The 18,056-nt window shown below is 64.3% G+C and carries 13 protein-coding genes and 1 pseudogene; 11 read left to right on the top strand and 3 right to left on the bottom strand.

Features of this window, described 5'->3' with window-relative positions:
- Nucleotides 1-44 precede the first annotated feature (44 nt).
- From KC8_RS00435 to KC8_RS00460, 6 genes and pseudogenes are all read left to right on the top strand, one after another.
- A complete protein-coding gene (locus KC8_RS00435) occupies nucleotides 45-2,447 on the top strand; it encodes an ATP-binding protein (protein WP_029624499.1) in 2,403 nt (800 codons plus the stop codon).
- Between the two features lie 51 nt (nucleotides 2,448-2,498).
- Nucleotides 2,499-2,861 (top strand): response regulator, encoded by a 363-nt coding sequence (locus KC8_RS00440; protein WP_010125269.1) that lies wholly within the window; start codon nucleotides 2,499-2,501, stop codon nucleotides 2,859-2,861.
- Between the two features lie 90 nt (nucleotides 2,862-2,951).
- Nucleotides 2,952-4,025, top strand: coding sequence for a recombinase RecA (recA, locus tag KC8_RS00445; RefSeq protein WP_010125270.1), 1,074 nt, complete (start codon nucleotides 2,952-2,954; stop codon nucleotides 4,023-4,025).
- 137 nt (nucleotides 4,026-4,162) lie between these two features.
- Nucleotides 4,163-4,558, top strand: a pseudogene (locus KC8_RS00450) (MerR family transcriptional regulator); the annotation flags it as partial.
- Between the two features lie 113 nt (nucleotides 4,559-4,671).
- Nucleotides 4,672-6,465, top strand: a complete 1,794-nt coding sequence (locus KC8_RS00455; protein WP_010125274.1) for an acyl-CoA dehydrogenase C-terminal domain-containing protein — start codon at nucleotides 4,672-4,674, stop codon at nucleotides 6,463-6,465.
- Between the two features lie 187 nt (nucleotides 6,466-6,652).
- Nucleotides 6,653-8,101 (top strand): MATE family efflux transporter, encoded by a 1,449-nt coding sequence (locus KC8_RS00460; protein ID WP_029624500.1) that lies wholly within the window; start codon nucleotides 6,653-6,655, stop codon nucleotides 8,099-8,101.
- A 39-nt stretch (nucleotides 8,102-8,140) separates the two neighbouring features.
- Here the strand turns inward: KC8_RS00460 and KC8_RS00465 are convergent, their stop codons facing one another.
- Nucleotides 8,141-10,315, bottom strand: a complete 2,175-nt coding sequence (locus KC8_RS00465; RefSeq protein ID WP_010125276.1) for a hypothetical protein — start codon at nucleotides 10,313-10,315, stop codon at nucleotides 8,141-8,143.
- 80 nt (nucleotides 10,316-10,395) lie between these two features.
- On the opposite strand from KC8_RS00465, the gene KC8_RS00470 reads away from it, so the two are divergent.
- The 4 genes from KC8_RS00470 (at nucleotide 10,396) to KC8_RS00485 (ending at nucleotide 14,526) form a co-directional block, all read left to right on the top strand.
- Entirely contained in the window at nucleotides 10,396-10,695 is a 300-nt protein-coding gene (locus KC8_RS00470; protein WP_010125277.1) for a hypothetical protein, read from the top strand.
- A gap of 97 nt (nucleotides 10,696-10,792) precedes the next feature.
- Nucleotides 10,793-12,022: a hypothetical protein gene (locus KC8_RS00475; protein WP_010125278.1), complete on the top strand. Its 1,230-nt coding sequence runs from the start codon at nucleotides 10,793-10,795 to the stop codon at nucleotides 12,020-12,022.
- A 39-nt stretch (nucleotides 12,023-12,061) separates the two neighbouring features.
- A complete protein-coding gene (locus KC8_RS00480; protein ID WP_010125279.1) occupies nucleotides 12,062-13,168 on the top strand; it encodes a DUF2336 domain-containing protein in 1,107 nt (368 codons plus the stop codon).
- Complete coding sequence (locus KC8_RS00485) at nucleotides 13,165-14,526, top strand: sensor histidine kinase (RefSeq protein ID WP_010125280.1); 1,362 nt, start codon at nucleotides 13,165-13,167, stop codon at nucleotides 14,524-14,526. The genes KC8_RS00480 and KC8_RS00485 overlap by 4 nt, the downstream gene beginning before the upstream one ends.
- Nucleotides 14,527-14,588: 62 nt before the next feature.
- Here the strand turns inward: KC8_RS00485 and KC8_RS00490 are convergent, their stop codons facing one another.
- Together KC8_RS00490 and KC8_RS00495 are read right to left on the bottom strand one after the other, a co-directional pair.
- Nucleotides 14,589-15,749: a sulfotransferase family protein gene (locus tag KC8_RS00490; RefSeq protein WP_010125281.1), complete on the bottom strand. Its 1,161-nt coding sequence runs from the start codon at nucleotides 15,747-15,749 to the stop codon at nucleotides 14,589-14,591.
- Between the two features lie 155 nt (nucleotides 15,750-15,904).
- Complete coding sequence (locus KC8_RS00495) at nucleotides 15,905-17,038, bottom strand: helix-turn-helix transcriptional regulator (RefSeq protein ID WP_029624501.1); 1,134 nt, start codon at nucleotides 17,036-17,038, stop codon at nucleotides 15,905-15,907.
- A 79-nt stretch (nucleotides 17,039-17,117) separates the two neighbouring features.
- Between KC8_RS00495 and KC8_RS00500 the strand changes: the two genes are divergently transcribed.
- Complete coding sequence (locus KC8_RS00500) at nucleotides 17,118-18,053, top strand: alpha/beta hydrolase (RefSeq protein ID WP_037496004.1); 936 nt, start codon at nucleotides 17,118-17,120, stop codon at nucleotides 18,051-18,053.
- Nucleotides 18,054-18,056 lie beyond the last annotated feature (3 nt).

Here is an 18,056-nt window from a genome sequence, read left to right on the forward strand (position 1 = left end):
GCGACTTGACGGATGAAGGTGCGCCGGGGGAAGAGAAGCTAGACATGGCGAGCGCCTTTTCATCCATATCTGTTCCCGACTCCCGCCGTGCCGACCGGCCGATCCTGATCGCTGTGCTGGCGGCGGGCATCCTTACGGCGGCTTTGCTGCTGTGGCTGCTGGGCGACGTGGCCGCGGCCGCCATCTTTTTCGCCATATTCTGCTGCGCGACGGGGCTGGTGATGCTTTACACCAACCGCGTCGGGACGCCCGTTCGGGCGGCTGCGCCCGCGAATATCGGCCTGATCAGCGCCGCGATTCACGATTCGCTGGATGCCGTGGCGATCACCGATCGGGCAGGCCGCCTGATCTGCGCCAGTGCGCTGTACGGAGACTGGTTTCCCGGCCTGCCGGCACCGCCCGGGCTGGCGATCGGCGATCATGGCGATGAGCGGCTGGCGCACGCCGGCCGCGTCGCGTGGCGCGATGGATCGGCGATGGTATCCGATCTCGTCACCGGGCGCGGGCGGCTGGTGGCGACGGTTGCGCGCGGCGGTGCGGCGGAAGACCATCTTGTCTGGCGGTTGCGGCGGATGCCCGGCAACGATCTGACCGACGATGCGCGCCGGCTGATCGACGGCGACGGCGGTGTCCGCCTGGGAGCTGCCGGCGTGATGGCGGCGATGGTCGATGGTGGCGGGCGGCTTGTTGCGGCCAACAGCGTGTTCCTGCAACGCGCATTGGGTGGAAGCGGCGGCGAGGTTGCAAGCCTGGCCCTGGCCGACCTGCTGGAAGACGGGCCAAATGATCTGATCCGGTTCCGTGCCGAAGGGGATGCGGGAACGCCCCTGCGCGTGGTTCAGGTGCCGCTTGACGAGGGAATCGGTGAAAGCCCGACCCTGTTTCTGCTGCTGGATGATACGGCAGCGCTGCGTCCTGCCCCGGAAACGGCATCGGGCCATATCGAAGCGCTGCTGGCGATGCTGCCGCTGGGCCTCGCGCTGGCCGAACGGGATGGCCGCATCCTGTTCATGAATGAGGCGTTTCGGCGGGCCGCCGGGCTGCCTGCGAACCAGCCGGTGCTCTATCCCAGCGATCTTGTCGTCAAGGAAGACAAGGCCGCCGTCGCGGATGCCGTGCGCCGTCTGGCGGCGGGCCAGCGTATGTCGGGCGATATCGCGGTGCGCCTGCGGTATCGCGCGGACGAACCCGTTGCGCTTACGATCGCGGGCGCACGCGGGCTGGGTGAGGCGGCCGCACTGCTGAGCCTGAAGGACAATAGCGAAGAATCGCGGCTGAAGAACCAGGTGGCGCAGGCCACCAAGATGCAGGCGGTGGGTCAGCTGGCGGGCGGTGTCGCCCATGATTTCAACAACATCCTGACTGCGATCATCGGCCATTGCGATCTGATGCTGCTGCGTCATCGCCCGGGCGAAAGCGATTATGACGATATCCAGCAGATCCGGCAAAATTCGAACCGCGCGGCGGGACTGACCCGTCAGCTGCTCGCTTTTTCGCGCCAGCAGACGCTGCGTCCGCAGATATTGCAGTTGCCCGACGTCATTTCCGAAGTGTCGAACCTGATCAAGCGTTTGCTTGGCGAACGGATGCGGCTGGTGGTGAAGCATGGCCGCAACCTTGGGCAGGTGCGCGCCGATCCCGGCCAGCTTGAACAGGTGATCGTCAATCTGGCCGTCAATGCGCGCGATGCCATGCCATCGGGCGGCACGCTGACCGTGCAGACCTACGCCGTCACCGCCGCCGAGGTGCGCCGGCTCAACAGCGATATCCTGCCTGTCGCGGACTATACCGCGCTCAGCGTGTCGGACACCGGCACCGGCATTCCGCCGGAATTGCTGGGCAAGATTTTCGAACCCTTTTTCACCACCAAGGAAGTGGGAAAGGGCACGGGCCTTGGCTTGTCGACCGTATATGGCATCGTCAAGCAATCGGGCGGCTTCATCTTCGCCGATTCCAAACCAGGCGAGGGCACCAGCTTCGTCATCTATCTGCCCGTCCACCGCGCCGATCCGGTGGCGGAGGCGCCGCCGCCGCCCAAGAAGGCGCCGATGGGCGAACTATGGGGTACCGGCACGATCCTGCTGGTGGAGGATGAGGATATGGTGCGCACCGTGGCCGAACGCGCGCTGACCCGGCAGGGTTACAAGGTGATCACCGCCGCCAATGGCGAAGAGGCGCTGGAAATGCTGGTCGGCATGGCCGCCGACGACGGCGCCACCATCGATTTGCTCGTGTCGGACGTGGTGATGCCGACGATGGACGGGCCGACGCTGGTGCGCCATGCACGCGAAAAATTCCCCAACCTGCCGATCCTGTTCATGTCCGGATATGCCGAAGAACAGTTGCGGCGTTCGATCGATATCGACAGGGTTGCCTTCCTGGCCAAGCCCTTCTCCGTCCAGCAACTCGCCGAAGCCGCCCGTGACGCGCTGGTCGCCAAACAATGAGGGAACGCGAAGTCGCTGGATCAGCAGATATTTGCGGGGTAGACAATCGGCATGAACGAACCGCTCCGTGTTCTGGTTGTCGAGGATGAACCCCTGATCGCCATGGTGCTCGAGGATTATCTCGAATGCCTGGGCCATGGTTCGGCGGGAACCGCGGATTCGGTGGAAGCCGCGCTGGCGAAGGTGGCCGATGGCGGCTTTGACGCGGTGATCCTGGATCTGCATCTGCGTAACGGCGAAGCCAGCTGGCCCGTGGCCGACGCCCTGATGGCCGTCAACAAGCCGTTCCTGCTGGCAACCGGCGGCCACCTCGAAGCGCCGCCTTCGCGCCACGCGGCGGTGCCGGTGCTGACCAAGCCGTTCACGATGGAAAGCGTGCGCACGGGGCTTGATGAAATCACCACGGGCATGTGACTGTTCCCTTCTTGTTCTTATGGAACAATCCATGTACACAGCATCCCGGTTGAACAGCGCCGAGGCGCGATCTACGAGAGGGCTGACCGGATGGCCGCACAGTTGAAGCTCATCGGTTCCGAAAAGGAAAAGGCCGACATGGACAGGCAGAAAGCCCTCGAAGCCGCACTGGCACAGATAGATCGTGCGTTCGGCAAGGGCTCCGCGATGAAATTGGGCAGCCGCGAAAAGATCGAAATCGAATCGATTTCGACAGGTTCGCTGGGGCTGGACATCGCCCTTGGCATTGGCGGGTTGCCGCGTGGCCGCATCGTTGAAGTTTTCGGCCCGGAAAGCTCGGGCAAGACAACCCTTGCGCTGCATGTCATTGCCGAAGCGCAGAAGGCCGGCGGCACCGCCGCTTTCGTCGATGCCGAACATGCGCTCGACCCGGTTTATGCCAGGAAGCTGGGCGTCGACATCGACGAACTGATCGTCTCGCAGCCGGATACCGGTGAACAGGCGTTGGAAATCACCGATACGCTGATCCGGTCGAACGCGATCGACGTGCTGGTGATCGATTCGGTCGCAGCCCTGGTGCCGCGTGCGGAAATCGAAGGGGAAATGGGCGACAGCCATGTCGGGCTTCAGGCCCGCCTGATGAGCCAGGCCCTGCGCAAGATCACCGGTTCGATCAGCCGGTCGCGGACGCTCGTCATCTTCATCAACCAGATCCGCATGAAGATCGGTGTGATGTACGGCAATCCGGAAACGACGACGGGTGGCAACGCGCTGAAATTCTATGCGTCGGTTCGCCTCGATATTCGCCGCACCGGCCAGATCAAGGATCGCGACGATATTGTCGGCAACGCCACGCGGGTGAAGGTCGTCAAGAACAAGGTCGCTCCGCCGTTCAAGCAGGTCGAATTCGACATCATGTATGGCGAGGGCATTTCCAAGGTCGGCGAAATTCTCGATCTCGGTGTCAAGGCCGGTGTCGTCGAGAAATCGGGCGCCTGGTTCAGCTATGATTCGATCCGGATCGGGCAGGGCCGCGAGAATTCCAAAACCTATCTGCGCCAGAATCCCGATGTCGCGCAGCGGCTGGAAAATGCGATCCGTGGCAATTCGGCCGAAGTGGCCGATGCGCTGATGGCCGGACCGGAACCGGACGACGATATTTGATATCTGTGCGGTTTTGAGGAGGACGCCGGCAGGCGGACGTGGCTGCCGATGTCCTCCTCATCGCATTGCAGTGACGGTACCGGGTACGGCTCCCCACCGGATTGACGTTGACGTGAGCGTAAAGTAAACCGCGTGACATGCCCGTACACGCGACCATCGACACGCCGGACGATAAAAACCGGCAGACCTTCACGATTTCGGATTTGTCCGAAGAGTTTGGGGTGACGGCGCGGGCGCTGCGATTTTATGAGGATGAAGGGCTGATCGCCCCCGAACGGATAGGTCTGGCACGGGTCTATTCGACACGCGATCGCGCGCGGCTGGCCTGGATTCTGCGCGGTAAACGGGTGGGGTTCAGCCTGTCCGATATTCGCGAGATGATCGACCTTTACGATCTGAACGACGGCCGCGTGACCCAGAAGCATGTGACCATTGCCAAATGCGAAGCGCGCATCGATGCGCTGAAGCGCCAGCGCGACGATATCGATGCGGCGATGGCCGAACTCGTCGATTTTGTCGATCTCGTCAAAAGTGACGAAGACAATTCCAAACTGATCGAAGCACGCCGCCGCGAAAAGCTGCGCGCCGAAGAGACCAGGCGCACCCGTGATGGTGACCGCGACGCCTGACGACAGGAGCCTGAGCAATGCCGATTTACGCCGCCCCCGTGCGCGACACCCGTTATGTCCTCGATGCCGTTCTCGGCCTTGATCGTTATTCGAATCTGCCGGGTTTCGAAGCCGCGTCGGCCGATATGGTGGATGCGGTGCTGAGCGAAGGCGCCAAATTCTGCGAAGAAGTGCTGTTTCCCCTCAACCAGGTTGGGGATGCGCATGGCTGCACGCGCCATGCCGATGGCAGCGTGACGACGCCACCGGGTTTCAAGGCGGCTTATGATGCGTTTCGCGAAGCCGGCTGGCCCACTTTGTCCGGTCCGACACAATATGGCGGGCAGGGGATGCCGCATGTCGCGGCCACGGCGTTCGAGGAATATCTGATCAGCGCGAACATGGCCTTTGCCATGTATAACGGGCTGACGATGGGCGCGACGGCGGCCATCCTCGCCAAGGGATCGGACGCGCAAAAGGCGCTCTACACGCCGCGGATGATTTCGGGCGAATGGGGTGGAACGATGAACCTGACGGAGCCGCATTGCGGCACCGATCTGGGGCTTATCCGCACGAAAGCCGATCCCAACGGCGATGGCACATACCGGATAACCGGCACCAAGATTTTCATTTCGTCGGGTGAGCAGGACCTGACGGACAATATCATCCATCTCGTGCTGGCGAAGATCGCGGGCGCGCCGGACAATGTGAAGGGCATCAGCCTGTTCATCGTCCCGAAATTCATGGTCCATGCCGATGGAACGCTGGGTGCGCGCAACGGCGTGTCCTGCGGATCAATCGAAGAAAAGATGGGAATCCACGGCAATTCGACCTGCGTCATGAATTATGACGGGGCAACCGGATTTCTGGTGGGCGAGGAGAATAAGGGCCTCGCGGCGATGTTCATCATGATGAATGCCGCACGGCTGGGCGTAGGCCTGCAAGGGCTGGGGATCGGCGAGGTCGCTTATCAAAACGCCGTTCATTACGCGAAGGAGCGGCGGCAGGGACGTGCGTTGACCGGCCCCAAGGAGCCGGACCAGAAGGCCGACATGCTGTTCGTCCACCCCGACGTGCGGCGCATGCTGATGGAAGCCAAGGCGTGCCTGGAAGGCGCGCGCGCCCTGTGCCTGTGGGGCGGGTTGCAGGTTGATCTCAGCCATGCCGCCGCGACGGAGGAAGAGCGACAGAAGGCTGACGATCTGATCTCGTTGCTGACGCCGGTTATCAAGGGCTATGTCACCGATCTCGGCTATGAAATCGCCACCAGGTCGCAACAGATATATGGCGGCCATGGCTACATTCGCGAATGGGGCATGGAACAATATGTCCGCGACGCGCGGATCGCCCAGATTTATGAGGGCACGAACGGCGTTCAGGCGATGGATCTGGTCGGTCGCAAGCTGCCGATGAACGGCGGTCGCGCGGCGATGGCGCTTTTCGCGCTGATCGGCGAGGAAATTGCCACCGCCAGGGCCAAACCCGAAACCGCCGATCTTGCCGCGCGGCTGGAAAAGGCGCTGGGCGAATTGCAGGCGGCCAGCATGTGGCTGATGCAGAACGGCATGGCGAACCCCGACAATGCCGGGGCCGCAGCCTATAGTTATATGACGCTGATGGGCATCGTCTCGCTCGGCTGGATGTGGCTGAAAATGGCACAGGCATCGGCGGCGGCGCTGGGGGCTGGCACCGATGATCGCGCCTTCCATGAAGCCAAGCTGGTAACCGCGCGCTTCTTCGCGGAACGTATATTGCCCGATGCAGGAGCGCTGCGCCGTAAAATCGAAGGCGGCGCCGAAAGTCTGATGGCGCTGCCGATCGAGGCTTTCTGATCGCAGGCCTGACGGGCTGACGGTTTTCCCGGAGCAGAATGCGGCCGGCAGGATAATCTTATCGGATCGTTGCGTCCGATATCGACGACGCGGTGGCGCTGGTTCGGTCGTCTGTTCGCCTCTTGTCCCGTTTCCCTGAGTGTTTACACACGGGGCGCCCGGCACGTTCGGGGGGACGGAGACCAGAATGACAGCACGTGCGGGACAGGATTTGACCAGCGGACCGATTGTTCGCACGCTGCTGTTGTTCGCTTTGCCGACCTTGGGGTCCAGTATTCTCCAGTCGCTGAACGGATCGATCAACGCGATCTGGGTCGGCCAGTTTCTCGGCGAAGCAGCGCTGGCCGCGACGGCCAATGCCAATCTTGTCATGTTCCTGATGTTTTCGGCCGTATTCGGGTTTGGCATGGCCGCGACGATCCTGGTTGGCCAGAATATGGGCGCCCGCAACGTGGATGGCGTGCGCCGTGTTATCGGCACCACCACAGGCATGTTCGTGATCGCGGCGTCGCTGGTGGCGATTGCGGGCTGGTATGGCGCGCCGGCGCTGCTGCACCTGCTGGCAACTCCGCCCGAAGTATTTGATTTTGCCTTGGCCTATTTGCGCGTGATTTTTCTCGGCCTGCCACCGGGCATGATCGTGGTGCTGTTGACGATGGGATTGCGCGGAACCGGCGATTCGATGACGCCCTTGTGGTTCATGGCCCTATCGGCGGTGATCGATGTGGTGATGAATCCGGTGCTGATCCTCGGCCTTGGCCCGGCCCCGCGCATGGGCATCGAAGGGGCGGCCACCGCGACCTTGATCGCCAATTATGCCGGTTTGATCGGCCTTGTCGGTTACATCTATTGGCGCGATCTGCCGCTGCGCCTGCGCGGGCGGGAACTGGCCTATCTGCTGCCCGATCCCAAATTGCTGCGGACCATCGTGCTGAAGGGCGTGCCGATGGGGATGCAGATGCTGGTTGTGTCGATTTCGGCGCTGGCGATGATCGGCCTGGTCAATCGCGAGGGGGCCGCGACCACGGCGGCCTACGGCGCGGCCAACCAGATGTGGACCTATATCCAGATGCCGGCGATGGCGCTGGGGGCTGCCGTAAGCGCGATGGCGGCGCAGAATATCGGTGCGGGGCGCTGGGAACGTGTCGGCCAGATCACGCGCGCGGGGATTGGGATCAACATCCTGATGACGGGATCGGCGGTGCTGCTGCTGCTGGCGATCGATCGTTATGTGTTGTCGCTGTTTCTGGGCAGTGACGGCCACGCGATGGATATCGCCCGGCATATGAACCTGATCGTCAGCTGGGGCTTCATCCTGTTCGGCATCACATCGGTGCTATCGGCGGCGGTGCGGGCCAATGGGGCGGTGATGGTGCCGTTGCTGATCCTGGCGATTTCGTTCATCCCCGTTCGGCTGGGCCTGGCCGCCCATTTCCAGCCGCTTATCGGCGCGGATGCGATCTGGTGGAGCTACAATGCCGGCGCCATCGCGACCTTGCTGATGACCTGGGCCTATTATCGCTGGGGTGGGTGGCGGACGATCCACATGATGGCGCCGACCGATCCGGTGGAAGCCGAAGAAATGGTTATGTCCGAGGCGGAGCCGGTCGGCCGCGCGCACCCGACCGGGGTTTGACAGCATCGTGGAATCCATCAGGCCAGCGGGCCTGATGGCTCAGGTGCGCAGGCGCTCGATCGCCTGGGCGAGTGCGACGTACAGCTTGCCCATGTCCGACGAGAGCAAGGTGACGCTAAGCGGCGCGCCATCGCGGCTGGCAAGCACGCGCCGCAGCATCGCTTCGAAATCGTGGATGTAGCGGTTCACCTGCTCGCGGAACTCGGTGTCTTCCCCATAATGCTGGGCGATTTCACGGGCGTCCGTTGTGTCGATCAGGCGAACGGCGCGGCGGGTGAAGACGCTGCGATCGCCCTTGAGATAGGATGTCCACGCGCTGTCGGTTACGTCGTTCGACAGAATCTTGGCGACGTCGATCGCCGTGGAGTTGAGCGATTCGACAAGCAGCGCCACCCGGCGCGAGAAGCTCTCCTCATCGGATTCGGCCACCTGTGCACGCACTTCGTCCAGCCGGGCGTCGACCGAGGCCGCCGTATCCTTGATCGAGGCGAGCTGCTGTTGCAGCCGTTCGCTGGCCGACGCCGCGGCGGCGACTGCGCGTTCGGCGGTGGCGCTGACTTCGCCAAGCTGGGCGTGCAGCGTTTCGTTCATCGCCTTGCCCATCGCCTCGCGGCTGGCTGCACCCAATGATGCGGCGGCGGCCGGGATAACCTGGCCGATGGATTCGCGCGCGCCTTCGGCGGCCTGTGCTGCCGTCTCCCGCACGCGCAGCAAGGCTTCCACCAACTGCGGACCTGCTTCGTTGGCAAGCATCTGGGCGCTTTTTTCCGCCTCGGCTATGGTCGCCTGAAGGGCTTCCGACTGGCGCGCAATATCGGCCAGGCGGGCTTCGGCGGCCGCGTGCATCGCTTCGATCGCGGCGCGCTGTTCGGCGATCGCGGTTTCGGCGCCAGTGAGGCCACTGGTCGCGGTGGCGACAACGCGTTCCAGCGCCGCGGCTTCGGGAATGATGGCGGCGATCGCGGCATGGCTGCGACCGGCGCTTTGTTCGATACCGGCAAGGGCAGCGGGGATATGATCGTCGATCCCGGCAGTGCTGGCGTCGAGCGCCGCCTTGAGCGCCACGGCACGCTGGACCAGCGCTTCCGTGGCCGGCGTTGCTGCGTCGATCCGACCGGTCAGCCCGTCGCTCTGTTCGCGCAGGTCGGCAAGCGCCTGACCCATCCGCCGGGTCGCATCATCGCCCTTGGAGCCGATTTCGGCGAAGCGCGCCTCGATCGTGTCGAGCGCGCGATCAATCCCGCCCAGCACCAGCTGGCTGGCCTGATCCTGCGTGGATAGCCGCGTCGACAGCGAATCGATCCGCTGGCCCAGTTCGTCGACCCGGCTGACGAGCGCCGTTGTCGCCGTGTCGAGGCGCTGGTCGACAAGCGCGCCCTGATCGTTGATCAAGGCGATCTGTTCGGCAAGCTTGTTCGCCGCCGTCGAAGCGATCACATCGGCGTGCTGGCCATGCTGGGCAAGCGCGCCCAACTGGTGCTGAAGACTGGAAATGCGCTCTGCCGCTTCACCGCTGCTTTCGCGCAGGCGGGCGATGATGCCGCGGATCTGATCGTCCACGCGGGGCAGGTCGTCGATCAGCACGCCCATGTCGCTGCGTGCGATTTCAGCGGCCGTTTCCAGGTGATCCGCCTCAACGCGCAGTGCCTTGTTTTCGCGGGCCATGGCCGCCGCGATTTCGCCCAGCCGCAGTGTCGTATCTTCACCGAGGTGCAGCAACTGCTGGGCATGATCCGCCAGCGCATGGCGGTTGTCTGCGATGCGGGTGGATAATTGGCCGACGACTTGTTCGAGATGTGCGGCCTCGGTTCGCATGGCCTGCGCGGTCTGGCCGAAGCGGACCGCTTCGCGCCGGCTGGTGCGTTGCAGGACGACGAACACGACGCCGAGCAGGGCCAGCGGGCCACTTGCCAGCGAAACAAGCGCGGTAAAGCTGCTCAGCGGCGAACCCTGGGATTCAAGCGTCGCGCCAACGGCGGCGATCCACAAGGCCGCGACGAGCAGCAATATGCCGCCGACGAAGACGTCGCGCATCGGTGTTGCGTAGCTCGCCGGCTCGTAGGCCGGGTGGGCGGGAGGGGGCGGCGCCTGCGGGGGCGCGGGCGCAGGTGACGGATCGTCGCCGGCCGCAGCCTCTTCGCGGTTGCGTGAAATGGCTTCGAGCAGCGCGCGGTGCTCACGCCATTGATCGGTGGATCGTACCCCCTGGTTCATACGCGATGTTTATCATCTTTCCGCTTCTGCGGAAGGGCTGCTGAAACGGCCTGTTAAGCGGATCATGCGACAAGGGCAGGATGACCTACGATCCCGGTGCCCTGGAAATCGCGCTTGCGGCCGCTGTCGGCGACGATCCGATGCTGGTGGCGGAGCTTGGATTCGTGTTTCGGACGAGCGCTCACGGCCACGCCGATGCGCTCGGGCGTGCGAGCGGTGCGCCCGAATGGCGGACGGCGGCGATGCGCCTTCAGGGGCTGGCGGCCAGTTTCGGCGCGGTCGAACTGATGGTGCAGGCCGAACGTGCGATCGTCGGTTCACCGGGAGATCCGGCGGTGCTGGCGGATATTGCACGCGCCATCGATACGTTCATCGCCTGATCCCTGGCGCTGGCGCGGCGTAATTCGGCGCCGGATGGCTTTGCAACGAACGCAATCCCGCCTTATCGCGTAGATCCATGCGATCGGGGGATGAAATGTGGCGCTGGCCGCACTGATATCGGCATATCATCTGGCGGAAGAGGAAACGGAAGGGCTGCGCGCGACCCTGCCGCTGGCCGGCCGTACCCTGCTGGAGCATCAGGCACGCCTGGCGAGTTTCGCCGGGGCCGACCATATCGTTGTCGTCGCCGAACGGCTCCCGGTGGCGCTGGCCGCAGCGACGGAACGCTTGCGCCGCGCGGGATTGCGCGTCGATGTCGCCCGCGATGCCGCCGATGCGGCCGACCGTATTCACCCGGATGAACGCGTGCTGGTGATCGGTGACGGGTGCGTTGCCCCGGTCGGTTTGGTTGAACGCGTCGCCGAAGCGCGCGCACCGCTTGTGCTGACGGTGGCGGACGAGCCGGACAATGCGGTCTTTGAACGAATCGATGCGGTTGCCCGATGGGGCGGGTTGATGCTGATCAACGGCGCGGCATTGCGCGATACCGTGGCGATGCTGGGCGACTGGGATCTGGAATCGACCCTGTTGCGCCGCACGGTGCAGGCCGGGGCCGAACGGATCGATGCCGGCGTGCAGGCAGGCCGGCGCGGCGGCGCGGCGCCGCTGCTGGTGGATGGGGCCGCCCATCTCGACGGGTTTGACCGCGATATGCTGGCCGGCGCCCGATCGCGTGGCCGCGATTGGCCGTGGCGGCATATCTTTCCTGCGATCGAAGGCATCGTTGCCCCGCCCTTGCTGCGCCGGGGGATCGATCCGGTGTGGTTTTCGGTTGCCGCGGTGACGATGGTAATCGTCGCCGGCATATTGTTTGCGGCAGGCTGGAACCTGACAGCGCAGATCGCCCTGCTTTCATCCGGGCCGATTGCGGCAGTGGCCGAACGGCTGGCCGGCGCCCGCCTGTCCCCGCTGCGCTGGGCGCCCGCCTTCGTGAAGGCCCGGATGACGGCTGCGGCCGCCACGCTGGCGGTGCTGACGGCCGGGCTGGCGGCGGACCATGGCTGGGGGGTGTGGCTGGTGTCCGGCATCATCCTGCTCGCGATGGCGGCCTTGGCCGCTGAACGGCGGATATTGAAGCATCTACCTGGCGGGCAGGTGCCATCATGGGTGGCCAGCCTGGACGGGCTGATCTGGGCCATGGCCCCCTTCGCACTCGTCGGATACTGGTTTATCGGCCTGGCGGTACTGGCTGTTTATGCGCTGTGTTCTTTTGCAATTGTTCAGCGCGAACTGGCGAGCCGGGTAGGGCAACGCAACGCCGGGTAGATTTAGCTGGTCTTAACCGTGTGGCGCTAGACCGAAGCAATGGCCGTCTTTGCCCCGGATTCGATCGACAGTGCAGAACGTCTGCTGGGTGATGCCGCGCGCGCGCAGGCGGCGGGGCGTGAACGCATCCGGCTGGCGCTGATCGATCTGTTCCTGCCCGATGGCCGCCGGTTGCGCGATATTGAACGGACGGCGGCCGCCAACCTGTTCCAGCGCCTGATCGCGACGGTCGAAGATGATCTGCGCGACCGCATCGGCCAGCGGCTGGAGGCGAAGGATCCCGCGCTCGCCGCGGCTGTTACCGCTGGTGCGACACCGATTGCAGCGCCGATGATGGAACATGCCGGGCTATTGCGCGATCCGGATCTGGTCGCGCTCGTGCTGCGCCGTGCCGAAGAACATCGGTTGAGCCTGGCGCTGCGGACGATGGCCGCGCGCAACGCCGAACTGGCCGCAGGTACCCCCGTGATCGACATGCTGGTCGACGACGCCGATCCCATGATTGCGAGCGCCGCGATGGCGATGATCATTGCCGAAAGCCGGCGGATCGATCGGTTTCAGGATCCGGTTCTGGCCCGCACCGATCTGCCCGCCGAGGCGCAGCACCGGTTGATCTGGCGGGTGGCGGCATGCCTGCGCCGTTACATGATCGATATGGGTGGCCTGGAGCCGGGCGTGGCTGATCGCGAAGTCGGCATTGCGGCGCAGACGCTGCTGGCCGGATATGACGAGACGACGACGCTGGAAGGGCGGGCGATTGCGCTGGCCCTGTTGCTGCGCGCGGCCGACCGGCTTGACGATGATCTGATTGCGCGCGCGCTGGCCGAAGGGCGTGTGGCGTTCGCGGTCGCGGCGCTCGCGCTGCGGGCGGGTATCGAGTTTACGGCGGCGTGGGACATGCTGTTCGATGCCGATGGCAGCCGGCTTGCCGTTCTGCTGTGCGCGATCGGCATGGCGCATGGGACGGCGGCGGACATATTGTTCCGTTGCGTGCCCAGCGACGTCGATCCGGATACGGCGGCGGGCCGGATCGAAGCGTTCATGATGCTCGATCGCCGCCGTGCGGAGGAAACCCTGCGCCCGTGGCGGCTGGACGCGGCATTTCGCGGCGCGATCGACGATCTTGATGCAGGCTTGCGCACATGACCGCGCCGATCCATGGCCGGCTCGACCGGGATTTTCATCTGGTTGAGGCGGACGCGGCGCTTGAAGGGTTGCACCTTCGCGCGGGCGGCGCGGCAGGCGGGGTGATCGCTGTGCCGCAGATCGCCACCATAGCCCGGCTTGCACGGCGGCTGGGGATCGTCGTGTCGCGCGGTGTGATCGCAGCGGACGAAGATGCCGATCTGGAATTGTGGGTGCGGGCTGAACCGGCTGGCGAAGGTGTCGCCATTGCGATTGCGGGCTGGGCCGAACGGCCGGCGGCCAGCGCTTTTCCCGCGACCACAATCGACCGCGAACATGATTTCATCCGCGCATCGGCCGATTGGCTGTGGGAGACGGACGAGGCGCTGAAGCTGACGGCCTTGTCACCGGGTGTGGTGGCGTCGCGCGAATCGATGTTGGGCCAGCCGTTGACCAAATTGGTGACGCTGGCCGAAAATGACAGCGGTATCCTGCCGATCCTGGACGCGATCGCCACGCAGCGGCGCTTCGACGATCAGGAAGGCGAATTGCGCGATGGTGGCGGGCTGGTTCGGCTATCGGCGGTGCCGATCTTCGATGCGGCGGGCCGCTTTGCCGGTTTTCGCGGGGCGGCGGTGGGGCTTGCGCTCAGCCCGTCGCCTGCGCTGGCGGCAGCGCCGGGCGATGGCGTCGATACTGATGCCGCGCAGGCCGATGCGTTCGGCCGCCGGCTGGATGCGGCGCTGCGCCAGCCGCTCGATCGCATCATCAGCGGTGCCGAACATATTCGGGCGCAGGTCGATGGGCCGCTGCGTCGCGACTATGCCAATTATGCCGCCGACATCGCGGCCGCCGGCCGGCATTTGCTGGCGCTGGTCGATGATCTCGTCGATCTTCAGGCGATCGAACGGCCCGATTTCGCGCCGGCGATCGAACGGCTCGATCTGGTGGATGTGACACGGCGTGCCGCAGGGCTGCTGGGCGTCAAGGCTGCGGACGCCGATGTGCGTATCGATCGGCCAGCCAGTGACGAGGCGTTACCCGCTCAGGGCGATTTCCGCCGTGCATTGCAGGTGCTGGTGAATATCATCGGCAATGCCGTGCGCCATTCGCCGGCGGGCGGATCGGTGTGGCTGCGTTGCGAGCGGCAGGGGCAATATGCGGTTGTCACCGTCGCCGATCAGGGGCGCGGGATCGATCCGGCGGATCATGCGCGCATTTTTGAAAAGTTCGAGCGGTTGCAGCCCGGCGACGGGGCGGGAACCGGCGTCGGCCTTTATATCGCGCGGCGGCTGGCGCGGGCGATGGGCGGTGACCTGACGGTTGAAAGCGCACCCGGTCAGGGGGCACGGTTCATTTTCACGCTGCCTGCGGTTTAGCAGGCCGGCGTCCCCGCTTTTGCGACGACGCCGGACCAGTCAAACCGAATTATCAAACCGACTTATTTGGCGAGGAACGCCTCGCGATAGGTGCGGAACTTTTCTTCCACCTGTTCACGCGACAGGCCGAAATCTTCGAGCGAATATTTGTGTGGCGCCCGGTCTTCGCGCTTATTGGCTTCGATCCATTCGGCCATGCCCGCTTCGATTTCGGGGGTGACGACCACGCCTGCCTGTTGCAGCACATAGCGGCCGACCTTCACCGGTTCGGCGAGCTGTTCGGTATAGAGCACGTCGATGAAGTTGCGGCCGTTCACCTTGTCGCGCTCGGCCACGAAGGTGTTGAGCAGTTCGGCGAGACGATCGATCCAGACGGCGCCGACTTCTTCCTTCGTCACGGTATCGGAAACCATGCCGTACAGGTTGAACATCATGCTGGCGTAGGACGGCACGGTCTGCACCGGATCGCGGTGGGTCATGACGATCTTGGCTTCGGGGAATACTTCGATCACGCCGTCCAGGCCCATCAGGTGGCCCGGCGTCTTGAGCACCCACTTGGCGCCCTTGCGGCTGGGATCCGACCATTGCAGCAGCTTCAGGATCTGCTTGAGATCGCGGTAGACCTGGATGCGATCATTTTCCATCAGCCAGCGGGCGTAGGAGGGCACGAAGAAGGTGCCTTCGATCATCGTCGACGAGAAAAGCTGGCCCATGATGATCAGTTCTTCGTCGGGCTGGTCGATATCCATCGGATGGATCGACATCAGTTCCGGGATCGCCTGACACATATAATCGAGCAGCACCTTCGCTTCGGCGCGGCGCGGCTCGGGATTGCCGCGTTCTTCGCCGGGGAAGGGGACGTAATTCTTGGTTTCGTACCAGCGCGCGCCGGTCATGCCCGGGGCGGCGGCGAGCATGCGGTGCAGCATGGTGCTGCCGGTGCGCGGCAAGCCGGCGACGACGGCCGCGACTTCAACCTCTTCCGCGTCGATTTCGGGATGCTGCTTGAACATCTCGATAAAGCGCAGGCGGTTGACCAGCGAGGAAACGATGGTTTCACGGGCATAGGCCGCGCCCGCATCGCTCAGCTTGGCTTCACCGTTGAGGCAGGGGATCAGGGCATCGATATTGGCGAAGAACCAGGTATCGCCGAAATCGTCTAGCCCGGCTTTCGCCTTGGCTTCCGCAACCATCGTGTCGCGGTCGGGCACCTTCGCCGTCATATCCCCTCCAATGTCTCCGCATCATATTTAGTGCGGAAATTGTGAACTACAAATCAGGTAGCGACCTATGGTGGCTCGTTCGCAGACGCGTCAACCGCCTCATCCTTGCCGGATCGGACGCGAATTCATGATTTCGGCCAAAATCGACCGGGGTGTTACGGCAGCCGCGCATTGAGCAGGTGAACGAGCTGCGACTGGCGGCGAACCCCGGTCTTGGCGAAGATTGCGCGCAGATGGCCGCGTACGGTGTTGTGCGTCACGCCAAGACGATCGGCCGCGTCGATCAGCGATGCGCCATTGGCGAGGGCCGCGGCGAGCTGGGCTTCGGCAGGGGTAAGCTGGAACAGATCGCGGATCGCTTCGGGGCTGGGGCCGGTGCGGCTGCCCGGTTCGGATACGAACAAGGCGACGGCGGCGGCGGTGGCACCGCGCATGAAGGCGGGCCCGGCAACGGGCTGGGCGACGATTGCCAGGTCACGCGCGCCCGATGGTCGTTCAACGCGCAGCCGCAGGGGGGCGATGGCGCGGGGGTCGCTTTCCACGCCCAGCGTGCGCAGCAGCGTTTCGAGTGCCTTTTGTTCTTCACGGCCGCCGAACAGCAGGCGATTGCCGGTGCGGCCGATGCCGTCATTCTGTTCGAGCAGGTGATCGGCCCGCGCATTGGTGCGCAGGATGCGCCCGCCATGATCGACGATGATCGTCGCCACGGCCATCTGTTCGATCGCGCCCTGGAACACGCCCTGTTCGGTGCCGATCGCTGCCAGCCGTTCGTAAAGCCGGATGGCGTTGCGCAGATGCGGTACGAGATGCTGGAGCGCATCGCGATCCGCCCGCGTGAAATCCGGTCGGCTGCGATCACGCGTGGCGCGGATCCGGGCTTCGAATCCCGATGCCGCGCGCAGATCCACGCCCAATATCTGGTCGCCACCCGCTGCATCGAGAAAGGCGCGGCGAAACTCCACCAGATCATTGCCGCCCGAGCCGACGAAATCGGCAAACGTCACCACTTCGCCTTCGGGCAGGCCGATAAACGGATCGCTGGTGAAGAAACTGGCCGAATAATCCTCGGCGGTTTGCGGATTCGCATCGGGCGTGACGATGGTGCCCGGGTTGCTCGCACCTGGCACGGTGAGGATCAGTGTTGCGTAGGACGAATCGAGATAGGCTGAAAGTTCGCGCAGGAAGGCTTCCCACGGCGTTGCATCCAGCAATCCGCCATAAAGCGCGTCAAGCAGCGCCGATGGCAGCATAGTTTCCGGCGTCTCGTCCATATGGGGCAGGTCAGTCATTGCGCGCTGTTCTACTCTACACCGTTGCGGCGGCAAGCGGCGACCGCCAATAGTTCACCACGAATGCAGGAGAGACATGATGGCCCTTGACCCGATGACCCAGCAAATCCTGGAGATGATGAAGCAATCGCCGCTGTGCGCGGTGCCCCACACCGTGGCTGCCGCGCGTGTCGTTGATGATCAGCCGATGCCGTTTCCCAAGGCTGACATCGCCGAGGTGCGCGATCTGACGCTCACGTCGGGCGGTCATGAAATGACGGCGCGGCTTTATCACCCGTTGCCGGGTACGGTGCTGCCGGTTCTTGTGTTTTTCCATGGCGGTGGCTGGGTTTCCGGCAATATCGAAACGCACGATTCGTTGTGCCGCGCGCTGGCGGAAGCCGCCGCGATCGCGGTGGTTTCGGTCGATTATCCGCGTTCGCCCGAGGCGCAGTTCCCGGTGCCGCTGAACGCCTGCCATGCGGCCGTGCGGGCCGTGGCCGAAGGGCAGGCCGGTTCCGGGGTCGATGGGTTGCGCCTGGCGGTGGGCGGCGACAGCGCGGGTGGCAATCTGGCGGCCGCTGTGGCGCTGCTGGCCCGCGATCAGGGGCCGGCCATCGCCCACCAACTGCTGCTCTATCCGGTGATCGACACCGATTTCGGCAATGTTTCCTACACCGAATCGGGCGCGGATTATTTCCTGACCGGGCCGATGATGCGCTGGTTCTGGGAACAATATGTGGGTGAGGCGAGCGTCGCCAATCCCGATCCGCTTGCCGCGCCGATCCGTGCGGCGAGCCATGATGGCCTGCCGGCCGCAACCGTCGTTACTGCCGAGCATGATCCCTTGCGCGACGAAGGCGAGGCTTATGCTGCAAAGCTTGAGGCGGCCGGGGTTCAGGTGACGTTGCGCCGCGCCGATGGGATGATCCACGGCTTCGCCAGCATGGTCGGCGTGCTGCCGGCAGCGGGCGAAACGGTGGCGCTGGCCGCGACCGAACTGCGCCATTCGCTGGGCGAGGTGGTGGCTGCCTGAAGC

Source organism: Sphingomonas sp. KC8 (genome assembly GCF_002151445.1).
Taxonomy (GTDB): domain Bacteria; phylum Pseudomonadota; class Alphaproteobacteria; order Sphingomonadales; family Sphingomonadaceae; genus Sphingomonas_E.